The 15436-nt window shown below is 62.9% G+C and carries 14 protein-coding genes; 5 read left to right on the top strand and 9 right to left on the bottom strand.

The genetic code is table 11. The annotated features are described in order from the left end of the window. Positions 1 to 119: 119 nt before the first annotated feature. From BGO80_RS13700 to BGO80_RS13680, 5 genes are all read left to right on the top strand, one after another. A complete protein-coding gene (locus tag BGO80_RS13700) occupies positions 120 to 1385 on the top strand; it encodes an imelysin family protein (RefSeq protein WP_126149174.1) in 1266 nt (421 codons plus the stop codon). Positions 1386 to 1460: 75 nt separating this feature from the next. Continuing rightward, entirely contained in the window at positions 1461 to 2972 is a 1512-nt protein-coding gene (locus BGO80_RS13695) for a di-heme oxidoreductase family protein (protein ID WP_286721916.1), read from the top strand. Continuing rightward, positions 2972 to 4036 carry an imelysin family protein gene (locus BGO80_RS13690; RefSeq protein WP_286721915.1) on the top strand — a complete coding sequence of 355 codons (1065 nt, stop codon included), beginning with the start codon at positions 2972 to 2974 and terminating at the stop codon, positions 4034 to 4036. The genes BGO80_RS13695 and BGO80_RS13690 overlap by 1 nt, the downstream gene beginning before the upstream one ends. Continuing rightward, the gene (locus BGO80_RS13685; RefSeq protein ID WP_286721914.1) at positions 4017 to 5105 is read left to right on the top strand and encodes a DUF1513 domain-containing protein; all 1089 of its coding nucleotides are present in this window, start codon (positions 4017 to 4019) and stop codon (positions 5103 to 5105) included. Before BGO80_RS13690 ends, BGO80_RS13685 begins: the two co-directional genes overlap by 20 nt. A gap of 28 nt (positions 5106 to 5133) precedes the next feature. Further along, positions 5134 to 5796, top strand: coding sequence for an HAD family hydrolase (locus tag BGO80_RS13680; protein WP_164550220.1), 663 nt, complete (start codon positions 5134 to 5136; stop codon positions 5794 to 5796). Between the two features lie 76 nt (positions 5797 to 5872). Here BGO80_RS13680 and BGO80_RS13675 read toward each other — a convergent pair whose 3' ends face one another. From BGO80_RS13675 to BGO80_RS13635, 9 genes are all read right to left on the bottom strand, one after another. Continuing rightward, entirely contained in the window at positions 5873 to 6268 is a 396-nt protein-coding gene (locus tag BGO80_RS13675; RefSeq protein WP_286721913.1) for a VOC family protein, read from the bottom strand. 23 nt (positions 6269 to 6291) lie between these two features. Beyond that, on the bottom strand, positions 6292 to 6933 hold the full coding sequence (gene upp, locus BGO80_RS13670; protein WP_126149168.1) for a uracil phosphoribosyltransferase: 642 nt from the start codon (positions 6931 to 6933) through the stop codon (positions 6292 to 6294). Positions 6934 to 6958: 25 nt separating this feature from the next. Then, entirely contained in the window at positions 6959 to 8176 is a 1218-nt protein-coding gene (locus tag BGO80_RS13665) for a phosphopentomutase (protein ID WP_286721912.1), read from the bottom strand. 93 nt (positions 8177 to 8269) lie between these two features. Then, entirely contained in the window at positions 8270 to 9592 is a 1323-nt protein-coding gene (gene deoA / locus BGO80_RS13660) for a thymidine phosphorylase (protein WP_286721911.1), read from the bottom strand. A gap of 143 nt (positions 9593 to 9735) precedes the next feature. Then, on the bottom strand, positions 9736 to 12102 hold the full coding sequence (locus BGO80_RS13655) for an aldehyde dehydrogenase family protein (RefSeq protein WP_286721910.1): 2367 nt from the start codon (positions 12100 to 12102) through the stop codon (positions 9736 to 9738). Between the two features lie 156 nt (positions 12103 to 12258). Next, a complete protein-coding gene (gene deoC, locus BGO80_RS13650; RefSeq protein ID WP_286721909.1) occupies positions 12259 to 13248 on the bottom strand; it encodes a deoxyribose-phosphate aldolase in 990 nt (329 codons plus the stop codon). After that, positions 13245 to 14039 carry a purine-nucleoside phosphorylase gene (locus tag BGO80_RS13645; protein ID WP_286721908.1) on the bottom strand — a complete coding sequence of 265 codons (795 nt, stop codon included), beginning with the start codon at positions 14037 to 14039 and terminating at the stop codon, positions 13245 to 13247. The genes deoC and BGO80_RS13645 overlap by 4 nt, the downstream gene beginning before the upstream one ends. Then, on the bottom strand, positions 14036 to 14446 hold the full coding sequence (locus BGO80_RS13640; RefSeq protein ID WP_286721907.1) for a cytidine deaminase: 411 nt from the start codon (positions 14444 to 14446) through the stop codon (positions 14036 to 14038). Before BGO80_RS13640 ends, BGO80_RS13645 begins: the two co-directional genes overlap by 4 nt. Before the next feature lie 22 nt (positions 14447 to 14468). Continuing rightward, entirely contained in the window at positions 14469 to 15428 is a 960-nt protein-coding gene (locus BGO80_RS13635) for an ABC transporter permease (protein WP_386849544.1), read from the bottom strand. Between the last annotated feature and the right edge of the window lie 8 nt (positions 15429 to 15436).

The following is a 15436-nucleotide window of genomic DNA, read 5'->3' as shown; positions in this document are numbered from 1 at the left end:
TTGCTAGTCAACGGATCGGTCGCCGATCGGTGAAGGCGAGACGTGTTGTCTCCCTGTCCAGACAGGCCAGCAGAAGAGCGTCCGGCCATAGGAGGCAGGCGCTCCGGAGGAAGTTTGCGATGCGCCGTTTTCACCTTGTTTCGTCCCTTCTCGCTCTCACCCTGATGGGGAGCCAGGGCGCCTATGCCGCAGACGAGGCGGGAATTCTCGAGACTTATGCCGACATCGCGCATGCCGGTTACGAGGACAGCCTGATCTCGGCCAGGGCGTTGCGAGAGTCCATCGACGCGCTTGCGGCCAAGCCCAGCGACGACACCCTTGCCGCTGCGCGCGCGGCCTGGCTCGCGGCCCGCGTGCCCTATCAGCAGACCGAAGCCTTCCGCTTCGGCAATCCGTTGGTCGACGCCTGGGAGGGTAAGGTGAATGCCTGGCCGCTGGACGAAGGGCTGATCGATTATGTCGACGCACGCTATGGCAGCGAGTCCGATGAGAATGCCTTCTACACCGTCAACGTCATCGCCAATTCCGATATCTCGGTCGATGGGCAGAGCGTCGATGCCACCACCATCACCCCTGAAGTGCTGGGCGCATTGCATGAGATTGGCGGTGTCGAGGCCAATGTCGCCACCGGCTACCACGCCATCGAATTCCTGCTCTGGGGGCAGGATCTCAACGGCACCGGCCCGGGCGCCGGCAATCGCCCGGCCAGCGATTTCGATACCGCCAATTGCACCGGCGGGCATTGCGACCGACGCATCCAATACCTCGAAGCCGCAGCCGATTTGCTGATCTCAGATCTTGAAGACATGACCGGCCAGTGGGCCGAAGACGGAGAAGCGCGCCTTGCCATCATCGATGGCGACCCGACCTCCGGTCTCACCGCGATCATGACCGGCTTGGGCTCGCTGTCCTATGGCGAGATGGCCGGGGAGCGGATGAAGCTGGGGCTCCTGCTCAACGACCCAGAGGAGGAACATGATTGCTTCTCCGACAACACGCACAACTCGCACTATTATGACGTGCTGGGCATGCAGAATGTCTGGAATGGACGCTATCAGCGCATCGATGGTTCGGTGATAGAGGGTCCATCCATGGCCGACCTGATGACGGAGCGCGATGCAGCACTGGCCGACGAGGTCAGCCAAAAGCTCAGCGACACGGTGGCCGCCGCCAAGGCGCTCGTGGCGCGTGCCGAGGCAGGCGAGGCCTATGATCAGATGATCGGTGAAGGCAATGTGGAGGGCAATGCGGCTGTGCAGGCGGTGATCGACGGGCTTATCGCCCAGACCCGCAGTTTCGAGCGGGTCATTGCCGATCTCAACCTGGCTGATGTGACTATCGAGGGCTCGGACAGCCTCGACAATCCCAACGCCGTGTTCCAGTAGTCGCAGGCAAATTTTCCAGCAAACGTGAGGCCCGGCGGCTCCCCTGCCGGGCAAACCCCTGTCGGACGTTTTCCGATGCGCCTGCGCCCCAGCCTGTTCGCCCTGCTTTCCGTGATGCTCGCCGCAGCCACGGCCACAGCGCTCGACAACCAAAACCGCACCGATCTCGACGCCGCCGATCTGGCACGGGTGACGCGCGTAACGGCGCCGACCGTGGCCTTTGACAAGCCCGAAGCGTTCGAGGCAAAGCAGGCGGGCGCCGCGACTGTCGATGTCAGGCTGGACAGCAATGCGTTCTCCCTGCCCTCGGCCAATCTCGATTTCGAGGGGCAGCAGCAGTTCCTCCTGGGCAATGGCATTTTCCGCAAGGATTGGGTTTCGGCACCTTCCTCCACCCAGGCCTCCGACGGGCTCGGGCCATTGTTCAATGCCCGCGCTTGCCAGTCCTGCCACATCAAGGACGGCCGTGGACATGCGCCGATGGGGCCCGACGATAGCGCCACCTCGCTTCTGGTGCGCATTTCGGTCGAGCCAACCCCCGAACAGGCCGAGGCGATTTCCGAGGGCCGCCTCACGGCTGCGCCCGACACCATCTATGGCGGCCAGATCCAGGATGGTGCCGTTGCCGGCCTGCCGCCCGAGGCGCGCATAAGGTTCACATACGAGCCTGTGATCCTCGCCTTTGCCGGGGATGAGAGCATCGAATTGCGCCGGCCGAAACTGGAATTGGTCGACCCCGGCTATGGGCCTTTTGTCGACACGCTGCGGTTCTCGGCCCGCGTATCGCCACCGATGATTGGGCTCGGTCTGGTCGAAGCCATCGCCCCCGAGGATATTCTGGCCAAGGCAGATCCCGACGATGCTGATGGCGACGGCATTTCTGGCCGAGCCAATTGGAGCTTGGGCGCCGATGGCGAGAGGCGGCTGGGCCTTTTCGGGTGGAAGGCCGCTCAACCCAGCATTATCCAGCAGACGGCCCACGCCTTTGCCGGTGACATGGGGTTGAGCACGCCGATTTTGCCCGACCACTATGGCGACTGCACCGCAGCACAAACGGCGTGTCGCGCGCTGCCGCATGGGGCGCAGCCCCAATTTGGTGCCGAAGAAGTGCCCGGCGACCTGCTTGATCTTGTGGCGTTCTATTCGCGCAACCTCGCCGTTCCGGCGCGACGCGATATCGACAGTCCCGATGTGCTGGCCGGCAAGGCGCAGTTTTACGCCAGCGGCTGCACGAGCTGCCATACGCCCAAATATGTCACCCGGCGCGACGCCGGCCATCCGGCGCAACAATTCCAGCTGATCTGGCCCTATTCGGATTTTCTGCTGCACGACATGGGACCCGACCTGGCCGACGCACACACCGAGGGTCTGGCCGCAGGCAGTGAATGGCGCACGCCGCCGCTTTGGGGCATCGGGCTCAGCCAGTTGGTCGATCCGCAAGCCAGCTTCCTGCACGATGGCCGCGCCCGCACCCTGTTGGAGGCCGTGCTTTGGCATGGCGGCGAAGCCCAAACGGCGCGCGACGCCGTGATTGGCATGTCGCCCGCCGAGCGAGCACAATTGGTCCGTTTTCTGGAGTCGCTCTAATGCGCAAGGCACTGGTGCTGATTGCATTCCTGCTCACCCCGCCGGCCATGGCCGACGAAACGCTGCTACCCGCCGATCTGGGTGAACGTGTCGTGGAGCGCTTCGTGGCGTCGACCGTTACGGGATTCAGCGCCGCAACCGAGGCGTTGGTCACGACGAGCGACGCGCTTTGCGCAGTCCCGTCGGTGGAGCATCTGGCAACCACGCGAGCGGCATTTGGCGAGGTGGTCGAAAGCTGGGGGCGGCTGTCGGTGTTGCGGTTCGGGCCACTGGTGTCGGACAACCGCTTCGAAACCGTGTTCTTCTGGCCCGACCCGCGCGGGGTGACACTCAAACAGGTGCAGGCCGCCCTCTTGGAGCAGGACCCGAGCGTTACCGATCCCGAAACCCTGGCCGGCAAGTCCGTGGCGCTGCAAAACCTTTTCGCGCTGGACTATCTGCTCGATGGCACCGATGCCGCGACGCTGGCGACGGGCGATGCGCACCGCTGTGCCTATGCTCGGGCCGTTGCGGTCATGCTGTCCCGCCAGGCGCATGCTATCGCCGCCGGATGGTCGGAGGACGCGCCAATCGGCGGGAGTTTCCGCGATCCTGGCGAGGACGGATATTTCCGCAGCCAGACCGAAGTCATGGGAGAGCTGGTCAAGGCGCTGCTGACGGGTGTCGATTTCGTCCGCTCTGCCGAACTTCTGCCTGCGCTGGGCGAAACGATTGCTGACGCCCGCGGCAAGCGGGCGCCACTCTGGCGCAGCGATCTGACCTTCGCACTGGTGCGGGCGCAGCTCACCGGCCTTCATGACCTGCTCGAGGCCACCAGCCTCAATGAGAGCCTGCCTGACGCCAATGTGTCGCCGGTGCGCAATGTGCTGTTCAACCTCGAGCAGGCGAGCAGGGCCATGGATGGCATTACCCAACCGGCAGAGGCAGCCTTTGGCGAGGTGGAGAGCCGCAAGCGGCTCGATTTCGTGGCGCTGCAGCTGGGCTATTCCAGCACAGCGATCGGCGAAGACATGACAGCATCTCTCGGTCTGGCGATGGGCTTCAATGCGCTTGACGGGGATTGATCGCCGCACCTTCCTGGCACTGGCCGGGGCAAGCCTGATCGCGCCCGGTCTGAGAGCCGGTGAAGACGAACCGCTATTTCTTGGCGCGCGCGGGCAAGACGGGCGCTTCGAGGCCGCAGTAATCGATGAGCGCGGGCGTGACCGGCTGGTGCTGCCGCTCGAAGCGCGCGGGCATTCGTTCGCGCTCGATCCCACCGCGCGCCGCGCCGTGGCCTTCGCGCGCGCGCCCGGCCGCTTCGCCATGGCCTTCGATGTCGATGGCAAAACTGCGCCGGTGGCAATCGCCGCCAGCCCTGACCGGCACTTTTTCGGCCATGGCATTTATGCCGATGGCGGCCGATTGCTCTTGGCCACCGAGAACGACTATGAGGGCGAACGCGGCGTCACCGGACTATACGATGCCAGCGACAGCTATCGCCGCATTGGGGAACTGCCGACCGGCGGCATCGGCCCGCACGAAATCCTGATGGCCGCCGACGGGCGGACTGCCATCATCGCCAATGGCGGCATTCTGACCCATCCCGATTATGACCGCATCAAGCTCAATCTGGGTACGATGGCACCCTCCATCGTCTATCTCGACATTGCCTCGGGCGAACTGATCGAGGAAGCGAGCCTGCCGCAGGCGCTGCATCAGCTCTCCATTCGTCACATGGTGCTGGATGCGCGCGGCGATGTCTGGTTCGGCTGCCAGTTTGAAGGCGACCCGGCTATGGCTCCGCCCCTAGTCGGGCGGCATCGACGTGGCAGCGCCATTGAGCTTTTCACCGCGCCCAGCACTATCCACCGCGCCATGCGCAATTATGTGGGCTCCGTCGCCATCGACCCGGCAGGCGATATCGTTGCGACCTCGGCGCCGCATGGCGGCGTAGTGGTGTTCTGGGACAGCGCCACCGGACGGTGCATGGGCACGCTGGATTTGCCCGATGGCTGCGGGGTGGCTCCCTATTCTGCAGGAGAATTGCTGGTGTCGAGCGGGCGGGGCGAGCTCGTCGTCGCTACGCCGGACGATCAACGTGCAGTGGTGTCGGGCGGCGCGGCTTGGGACAACCACCTGCGCCGTATCTGAGCGCCATGCTTGCTCCATGGGACTTGGCATGGCACAAGCCGATCATCCTTCCTCCGGCGTGATAGAGACCATGCACGATACCATCATCCCAGTCTTCGACCTTGGCGGCGTCTTCGTCGATTGGAACCCGCTCTATCTGTTCCGCAAGCTGTTCGAGACCGAGGAAGAGGCGCTCTGGTTCCACCAGAACATTTGCACCGGCGACTGGAACCTTGAATTCGACGCCGGCGAGATTTATGCCGAAGGCGTTGCCAAGCTCGTTACCCGCTTTCCCAAATACTGGCGCGAAATCAAGGCGTTCGATGAGCGCTGGACCGAGACATTCGGCCCGTTCATCCAGGGCACGATCGACATCCATAACGAACTGATCGAGCAGGACATCCCCACCTTCGCCATCACCAATTTCTCCTGGGAGAAGTGGATGACGCGGCTGGGCGAATGGCCGTTCCTGGAAAAGTTCGATGGCGTCATCGTCTCCGGCCTTGAAGGCCTGGTGAAACCCGATCCGCGCATCTATCGCGTCTTCTGCGAGCGTTATGGCATGGCGCCGGAGAGCTGCGTCTTCATCGACGACAGCGAACCCAATATCGTGGCAGCCCGCAAGTTCGGCATGCATGGCATCCACTTCAAGGACCCGGTGCATCTTCGCGCCGACCTCATCGCGCTGGGCCTGCCGCTCAAGGCGAAGTAAGACCGCTCGGGCGCCCTGTGGCCTTTGCCACACATCGTCACCCTCGGGTTTGACCCGAGGGCGCTTCAACCAGCACTTACCGGAACCGGCCACCCTTCTGGATCACTTCGATCTTGTAGCCATCTGGATCGGTGGCGAAGAAAAATCTGGCCACCGACACCTCGCCATTCTTGAAATCCACCAGCTTGCCGGCGGTCAGGCCTTCGGCGGTGAAGCGGGCATGTTCCGCATCAACATCGTCGACCACTACGGCCAGATGGCCATAGCCGTCGCCCAGCTCATAGGGGGCGGCGCGGCCCTTGTTGATGGTCAGCTCCAGTTCGAACCCAACCTCTTCGCCGGCCATGTAGATCAAGGTGAAGGTCTCGAAATCCAGGCGATCTTTGACCGTGAGGCCGAAGGCCCTTTCGTAGAAGCGAACCGAACGCGCCTCGTCGAGGACACGGATCATGCTGTGGACGAGCTTGGCCATGGGCTTTCCCTGCAACTGGACGGCTACTTGGTGCCGTACATGCGGTCGCCGGCATCGCCGAGACCAGGAATGATGTAGCCGCTTTCGTTGAGATGGCTATCGATGGCCGCAGTGAAGACAGGCACATCAGGGTGCACTTCGGTGAAGTGTTTCACCCCTTCCGGAGCGGCCAGAAGGCAGAGGAAGCGTATATCGGTGGCCCCGACCTGCTTGAGCTTTTCCACCGCGACAGTGGCAGAATTGGCGGTAGCCAGCATGGGGTCGACGACGATGATCAGGCGATCCTCGAGGCTCGACGGCGCCTTGAAGTAATATTCCACCGGCTCCAGTGTTTCGTGGTCGCGATACATGCCGATATGGGCGACACGGGCGGCGGGAACGAGATCGAGCATGCCATCAAGCAGGCCGTTACCGGCGCGCAAGATCGAGGCGAAGACCAGTTTCTTGCCCTTGATCGCCGGCGACTTCATCGGCGCCATCGGAGTTTCGATGTCGATCAGCTCCAGCTTGAGGTCGCGCGTCACCTCATAACACATCAGGTGCGCAATCTCGCGCAACAGGCGGCGGAACCCCGCAATCGAGGTCTCCTTGTTGCGCATGATGGTCAGCTTATGCTGGATCAGCGGATGATCGAGAACCGTGACATTACCCGCAATTTCGCTCATCTCGATCACCTCGGCACAGGAGTTTTCAAAGGAAGGACTTGCCGTGGCGGCCGGGGGCCAGGCCCAGCCAGGCGGCAATGCTTTCGCCAATATCTGCGAAGGTTGAGCGAATGCCAATCTCTCCCTGCGCGAGGGCTGGGGAAAAGACCAGGATCGGCACTTGTTCGCGCGTGTGATCGGTGCCCGGCCAGGTCGGATCGTTGCCATGGTCGGCCGTCAGCACCAAAAGATCGTCGTGGCGCATTTTGGCGATGAGTTCGGGCAGGCGAGAATCGAAGAGCTCCAGCGCCGCCGCGTAGCCGGGAACATCGCGGCGATGGCCGTATTCGCTGTCGAAATCGACGAAATTGGTCATGATAAAGGCGCGGTCGCCGGCCATTTCCATGGCCTCCAGCGTCTTGTCGAACAGCTGCGGAATGCCCGTGCCCTTGATCTTGTGGGTGACGCCGGAGCCAGCATAGATGTCGGAAATCTTGCCGATGGCGAAGACGGAATTGCCCGCTGCCGCATTGCGATCGAGCAGGGTCGGCTCCGGCGGGGCAATGGCGAAGTCGCGGCGATTTCCCGTGCGCTTGAAGGTCTCAGGCGTTTCGCCGACAAAAGGCCGGGCGATGACGCGACCGATATTCAGCGGCGCAGTCAGCTCGAAGGCGACCTTGCAGATCTCATACAGCCGGTCGAGCCCAAAATGGGTCTCGTGCGCGGCGATCTGGAACACCGAATCCACCGAGGTGTAGCAGATGGGCTTGCCGGTGCGAATATGCTCCTCGCCCAGCTCAGCGATGATGTCGGTGCCTGAAGCGTGCTTGTCACCGAGAATGCCGGGGAGATCGGCGCGGCGGATGAATTCCTCGACCAGCTCGGCCGGGAAGGAGGGCACGGTCTGGGGAAAATAGCCCCATTCGAACGGCACCGGCACTCCGGCGATTTCCCAGTGGCCTGATGGCGTGTCCTTGCCCTTGCTGACCTCGCGCCCTACGCCGAAGCGGCCGCCTTTCGGCGCGTCCGAGAGGCCTGGTGGCAATAGGCCGGTGGAGAGCTTTATGGCGGCGCCCAGGCCCAGGGCATCCAGATTGGGCACATGCAGGGCACCGGCGCGCAAGCCGGCGCGGTCAGCCTTGCCTGCTGCGGCCCATTCGGCGATATGGCCGACAGTGTTGGAGCCCACATCGCCATAGCTCTCGGCATCGGGCGCGCCGCCGATACCAACGCTATCGAGCAGGCAGACTATGGCGCGGGGCATGATTTCACTCCTTGAGCGGGGGACAGCTTAGCGCGTCCTCTGATATTCGGCGAAGCCGTCTCCGCACAGCGCGGGAGCGGCACCAATTCGGGTTCAGCGCTTGGGCTCTACCCGCCCGGCGATCAGCGGATGGGCTGGCAGATCGCCACCCAAGACATAAGCAGCCTGAAGCCGTTTTTCAGCGTCGGCGGCGCTGCTTTCGTCAGCGGCGTGGATGCGCGCTATTGGCGTCCTCGGGTCGACCATGGCGCCCAGGCCGGCCAGCCGGTCGAAACCGACGCGATGATCGATGCTGTCGGTCGGCGTGGCGCGGCCGCCCCCCAGCGCCACCACAGCCATGCCCACGCCACGCGTGTCGATGGCGGAAATCCTGCCCTGCCCCTTGGCGAAGACATCGCGGACAATGGGTGCCGGGGCGAGATAATCGTTCATGCGCTCGACGAAATCGGCCGGTCCGCCTAGGGCATGCACCATGATGGAGAAACGCTGCGTCGCCCGGCCGCTGTCCAGTGCCGAGACGGCCAGCAGTTTGCCGGCATCCTGCGTGAGTGCCTTGCCGGTCATGACCGCCAGTTCGGCACAGAGCGCCAGGACAACTTCGCGCACGCGAAAATCCTGATGCGCGCCGGTGAGAAAATCCACCGCATTGCGCACTTCAAGCCCATTGCCGGCGGCACTGGCAAGCGGTTCATTCATGTCGGTGATGAGGGCGCCAGTGTTGAGGCCGGCGCCATTGGCCACCGTTACCAGGCTCTCGGCGAGGTTTTGGGACTTTTCCAGCGTCGGCATGAAGGCGCCTGAGCCGGTTTTCACATCGAGAATGAGCGCATCGAGACCGGCGGCCAGCTTCTTGGACAGGATAGAAGCAGTAATGAGCGAGATGGATTCGACCGTGCCCGTCACGTCGCGGATGGCGTAGAGCGTTTTGTCGGCGGGTGCTAGGTCGGCGGTCTGGCCGATAATGGCGCAGCCGGCACTGCGCACCACCTGACGGAACAGATCATTGTCCGGGCTGGTTTGGTAGCCGGGAATGGCGTCGAACTTGTCGAGCGTGCCCCCGGTATGCCCGAGACCGCGACCGGAGATCATCGGCACGTAAATGCCCATGGCGGCGAGGATCGGCGCCAGCATCAGGCTGACATTATCGCCGACACCCCCCGTCGAATGTTTGTCGGCCACCGGCCCGTCCAGATCGGACCAGTCGAGCACTGTACCGCTATCGCGCATCGCCTTGGTCAGTGCCACGCGCTCATCCATGCTCATGTCGTTGAAATAGACCGCCATGGCAAAGGCGGCAGCCTGCGCGTGGGACACGGTGCCCGCGGCGAAGCCGGCGATGAACTGGGCAATATCGACATCAGCGAGAGCCTTGCCGTCGCGCTTCTTGATGATGACTTCTTGGGGTAGGAAGACCATGAGATCTCGCTGGTTGCGGCCCCCTCACCCGCTCTTCGGGCACCCTCTCCCCGAGGGGAGAGAAATGGCTCGAATGCGTGGTCAGGGTGGAGCCTTTTCTTCCCCCTCTCGGGGGAAGGTGGGGCGGCGCCGGTTGAAGGGGCCTAAGCCCCGTAGGGGATCCAGACGTTCTTGACTTGTGTCGCCTTGCCCAGGAGATAGTCGCCGGCAAAGCGCGGATCGGCGAGATCGTAGGCAAGGCCGCGAGTGGTCCAGGTCTGCTTGAGATTGCCGGTGGATGCCTTCTCGACCATTGCTGAGGCTTCGGCTGAGCCCATGAACCACATGCCGTCAACGCCATCATGCTCGGCCATAGTCTTGGCAAGTGTCAGGCTGTCGCCGGTGACGATGTTGACGACGCCCGAAGGCATGTCAGAGGTTTCGAGCACCTGATAGAAATCGGTCATGGAGAGCGGGCTGCGCTCCGAGGGGACAAGCACCACGGTATTGCCCATGGCGATGGCTGGAGCAATCAGCGCCACCGAGCCGAGCAGCGGCTTTGCTACCGGTGCGACGATGCCGAGCACGCCGAGCGGCTCGACCATGGCAGCGGCCACCATACGCTGGGGTGGGTTATGGATGGCGCCATCAAATTTATCGGCCCAGCCGGCAAAGCCGAACAGGCGCTCGACGGCGAGATCGACTTCTTTGCCACCATCCTCGCCGGTCTGTGACTTGATGCGGGCCGCGAACTCGTCGCGGCGATAGTCGAGGTTCTCCGCGAGAAAATAGAGGATCTGCGCGCGAGAATGCGCCGCGGTGGTGCCCCAAGCCAAGGCCGCGCGGGCGGCCTCGACGGCATTGCGAATATCCTTGCGATTGCCTTCGCCGACTTCGCCGATCAGCGCGCCGCTGGGCCCCAGGACCGCGCGATTGTAGGCACTGTCGGGGCGGGCCTGCTTGCCGCCGATATACATCTTGGCGGTCTGGTCGAGATGACCTGCATCCAAAGGGTTGGCAGGCTTTGCAGTGACCGGCTTCGGCACGGGAGCAGGCTTGAGTTCCTTTTCCCAGACCGGCTTGAGGTAGGAGGCCATGCCTTCGCGGCCGCCCTCGCGGCCAAAGCCGCTTTCCTTGTAGCCCCCGAAACCGACAGCGGCGTCGAAATTATTGGTGCCGTTTATCCAGACCACGCCGGCCTTGATCTTGGGGGCAATGTCGAGCGCCAGATTGATATTCTCGCTCCAGATGGTGGCGGCGAGCCCATAACGGGTATTGTTGGCCAGAGCCACCGCCTCTTCAGGCGTGCGGAAGCTCATGGCGACCAGCACCGGCCCGAAGATTTCCTCTTCCACCAGCGTATTGGCGGGGGAGACATTGGTGACGAGCGCCGGCTTGAGGAAGCAACCCTTGGCCGGCAGCGTGCCATCGGGCTCATAGACAACCGCGCCCTCGGCGACGCCGCGCTTCATCAGGTCCCTGATGCGCTCGACCTGGACCGGAGCGACCAGCGCGCCGATATCGACGGATTTGTCGAGCGGATCGCCGACGCGCAGATTGGCCATGCGCTTCTTGACCTTGGCGATGAAGCGCTCCTCGATGCTCTCCTGCACCAAAAGGCGCGATCCGGCGCAACACACCTGACCCTGGTTGAACCAGATGGCTTCCACCAAGCCTTCGACGGCGCTGTCGAGGTCGGCGTCCTCGAAGACGATATAGGGCGACTTGCCGCCCAGCTCTAGCGACAGGCCTTTGCCTGAGCCTGCAGTGGCATCGCGAATAATCTTGCCGACTTCGGTCGAGCCGGTGAAGGCGATCTTGTCGATGCCGGGATGATTGACGATGGCCGCGCCGGTATCACCCTCGCCGGTGACGATATTGACCACGCCCTTGGGCAGGCCGACCCGTTCGCAGATCTCGGCGAACAGCAAGGCGGTGAGCGAGGTAAATTCGGCGGGCTTGAGCACCACGGTATTGCCGGCAGCCAAGGCAGGGGCAATTTTCCACGCCAGCATCAAGAGCGGGAAATTCCACGGAATGATCTGCCCGCAGACGCCATAGGGCACCATGCCGGGGAATTCGGAGGCGAGATGGGTAGCCCAGCCGGCGTGATGGTAGAAATGGCGGGCAGCGAGCGGGATATCAGCGTCCCGGCTTTCCCGGATCGGCTTGCCATTGTCCATGGTCTCGAGCACCGCAAAGAGGCGAGCGTGCTTCTGGATCATGCGGGCGATGGCATAGAGGTATTTGCCGCGCTCATAACCGGACAGCGCACTCCAGCCCTTGAACGCGGCGCGAGCCGCCTTGACCGCTGCGTCCACATCCTCGGCGGTGCCATCGGTAATTTCAGCAAGCGAGGCGCCGGTGGCCGGATTGTCGGCGGCAAAAGTCTTGCCGGGCCTGGTCCACTGGCCATCGATGAAATGGCCGAACTTGCGAGCCTTGCTGTCCAGCCAGGCAATGGCCTGATCTGGCGCCTCGGGCGCCGGGCCATAATCGAGGCTGTCAAAGATTTGCGCGATCTTGTTCATGTTTGAAGGCTCCTCGGTCCTTCTCCGACCCTTCTCCCGCCGTCATTGCCCGGCTCGACCGGGCAATCCAACTAGCGGAGGCAGGGTCTGGATTGCTGGGTCGAGCCCGGCAATGGCGACTTAAAGGGAAGTGCAATTCCCTTCGAATTCAGTTCATCACACCATCGGCTGGCGATAATCTGCCGCGTAATGGCCGGTCAGGCCATGCTCAAGCTGCCGCTCGATATCGGTGAGCAGGCTCGATGCGCCGAAGCGGAAAAGATGCGGCTGCAGCCACTGGTTGCCCAGTTCTTCCTTCATCAGCGCCATATATTTGAGCGCGTCGCCCGCCGTCGCGATACCGCCGGCTGGCTTGTACCCGATCTCGATGCCGGTCTCTTCGGCGAACCAGCGGATCATGCGGATCATAGTCAGCGAGGTGACGAGATTGGCGTTGACCTTTTCCTTGCCGGTCGAGGTCTTGATGAAATCGGCGCCGGCCAGCATGCAGACCAGGCTCGCCTTGGCGATGTTGGTCTGGGTGGCGAGTTCGCCAGTACCCAAAATGGTCTTGATGTGCGCCTCGCCGCACGCCTTGCGGAAGGATTTGACCTGGTCGTAAAGCGCCTGCCAGTCACCGCGCAGCACCATGCCGCGCTCGATGACGATATCGATTTCCTTGGCACCGTCTTTCACCGACGCCTCGATCTCGGCAATCTTGGTTTCGACCGGAGCCAGGCCATGGGGGAAGGCAGTCGACACGGCGGCAACTGGAATGCCGGTGCCCTCAAGCGCATCCACCGCCGTCTTGACGAAGGTGTGGTAGACGCAGACCGCGCCTGGCAGCACACGCAGATCGCCAATGCCCAGCTTCTCGCGGATTTCGGCGCGTAATGGATTGCGTGCCTTGGCGCAAAGGCGTTCGACGCGGGCCGGCGTGTCGTCGGCATTGAGCGTCGTCAGGTCGATCATGGTGATCGCCTTGAGCAGCCAGGCCAACTGATAGTCCTTCTTGACTGTGCGGCGCGCGCCGATGGAGCCGGCACGGCGCTCAAGCGCCGAACGGTTCATGCGGATGCGTTCCACCCAATCGAGATCGAGCGGATAGCCGGGATTGCGCTTATGAAGCGGTTCGGAAGATTTGGTATCGACGACCTTGAGACTCATAGCTCCTCCACCAGGGCGGGAATGAGCCGCTTGAGCTTTTCCGCCCCCTGTACCGCCATGGTTTTAGTGTGTTCATGGCTGATTTTTTCGTTCGACAGGCCCGCACCCATATTGGTGATCGAGGAACAGGCCCAGACCTTCATGCCCAGAAAACGCCCGAGGATGACTTCGGGTGCCGTGGACATGCCCACGGCATTGGCGCCAAGGCGAATGGCCATCTGGATTTCGGCGATGGTCTCGAAGCTCGGGCCGGAATACCACAGGTAAATCCCCTCCCCGACCGCAAAACCGAGACGTTCGCCAATGGCCTTGGCCTTGTCGCGCAGGTCGGGGTTGTAGCAATCGACCATGTTCACAAAACGGCGGTCGGTGGGTTCACCGATCAGCGGGTTCATGCCGGCGTAGTTGATGTGGTCGGAGATCAGCATCAGATCGCCGGGCCGGTAGCGCTCGTCAAGCGAGCCCGCCGAATTGGTCAGCAGTAGGGTTTCGGCCCCCAATTCGGCCATGGCCTCGAGCGCCGGGCGCATTGCGGCGGCGTTGCCGTGTTCGTAATAGTGCTCGCGGCCGGTGAGGATGGCGATGCGCTTGCCCCCCATCTGCCCGATCAGGAGATCACGGCCGTGGCCGGACACGCCACCGCCGGGAAAACCCTTGAGTTCAGAATAGGGAATGGTGACCTTGTCTTCGAGCAGGTCGCCGACGGCCGAAAGTCCCGAGCCGAGCACGATTGCGGCCGAGATGGGGTGCTTGCCGGCTATCTTCTGAATAGTCTTGGCTGCCTTGGTCACTTTCCCAAAAACTCCGGTCCGAAAGAATGGGGCAGCAACTGCCCGAGGGTCTGCACCAGTGGCGCACCGTTGACGGCGTGCGAGATGATTTCGACGTCAAGGTCGGCAAATTCGCGGATGCGCTGCCGACAGCCGCCACAGGGGGTCACCGGCGTGCTGCCGGGTCCAGTGACGTAGACACGCTTGATGCGCTTGCCACCACCGGCCAGCATGGCGGCGATTGCGCTGGGCTCGGCGCAGTTGCCGACGGGATAGGCAGCGTTCTCGACATTGCAGCCGGCATAGATCTTGCCGTCATCGGCAAGAATGGCGGCGCCCACCTGAAAGTTCGAGTAGGGCGCATAGGCGTTGACGCGAACGGTTTCAGCGGCCTCAAACAGGGCCTTGTCCAATTCTATATTGCTCATTGCTCTGGCGGCGACGTTGCCGTCACCGCTCCTTGGTATAGGGCACGCCGCCGGCCTTGGGCCCGACGGCCTTGCCGATGAAGCCGGCGAGCAGCACCACGGTCAGCACATAGGGCAGCGCCTGGATGGCCTGCACCGGAATTTCTATGCCACCAAAAGATGCACCCTGGAGGCGGATCTGCAGCGCATCGAGGAAGCCGAACAGCAGGCAGGTGAACATGGCCGGAACCGGCTTCCACTTGGCAAAAATCAGCGCTGCCAGGGCGATGAAACCCTTGCCGGCGGTCATGTTGTTGCCGAAGCCAGAACCCTGGGCGATGGAGAAATAGGCCCCAGCAAAGCCGCAGAGCAGGCCGGTGATCAGGACAGCCTGGTAGCGCAGCTTCACCACCGAAATGCCGGCTGTGTCAACGGCCTTGGGGTTTTCACCCACGGCGCGCAGGCGCAGCCCGAACCGCGTGCGATAGAGGACATAGGCGGTGATCGGCACGGCGAGGAAGGCCACATAGACCAGGATATAGTGCCCGGAGATCAGCTCGGAATAGATGGGGCCGATAATGGGCACGCCCGCGGCTTCCTGCGCGAAAGGCAGGTTGATGGTGCCGAAACGGCCATCACCGGACAATTGCGGCGTACGGCCGCCCTGGCGGAACCATTGCTGGCCGAGGAAGGTGGTGAGCCCCGCCGCCAGCATATTGATGGCGACGCCGGCGATCAGTTGGTTGCCCTTGAGTGAGATGGCGGCAGCGCCCTGCAGCAGGGCCGTCATGATCGAAACCGCAAGCGCAGCGAGCAGGCCGAGCCAGGCCGAACCGGTGACAGCGGCAATGGCGCCGGCAGCGAAAGCCGCCGCCAGCATCTTGCCCTCCAGGCCGATATCGAACACGCCGGAGCGTTCCGAATACATGCCGGCGAGACATGCCAGCAGCAGCGGCGTCGACAGGCGAATGGTGGCGTCGAGCAAAGAGAGGAGCATCTGCATGTCCATGG

The organism is Devosia sp. 63-57, assembly GCF_001899045.1.
Taxonomy (GTDB): domain Bacteria; phylum Pseudomonadota; class Alphaproteobacteria; order Rhizobiales; family Devosiaceae; genus Devosia; species Devosia equisanguinis.
Note: the sequence above shows the minus strand (reverse complement) of the source record. Positions and strands in the feature narration are given on the sequence as shown.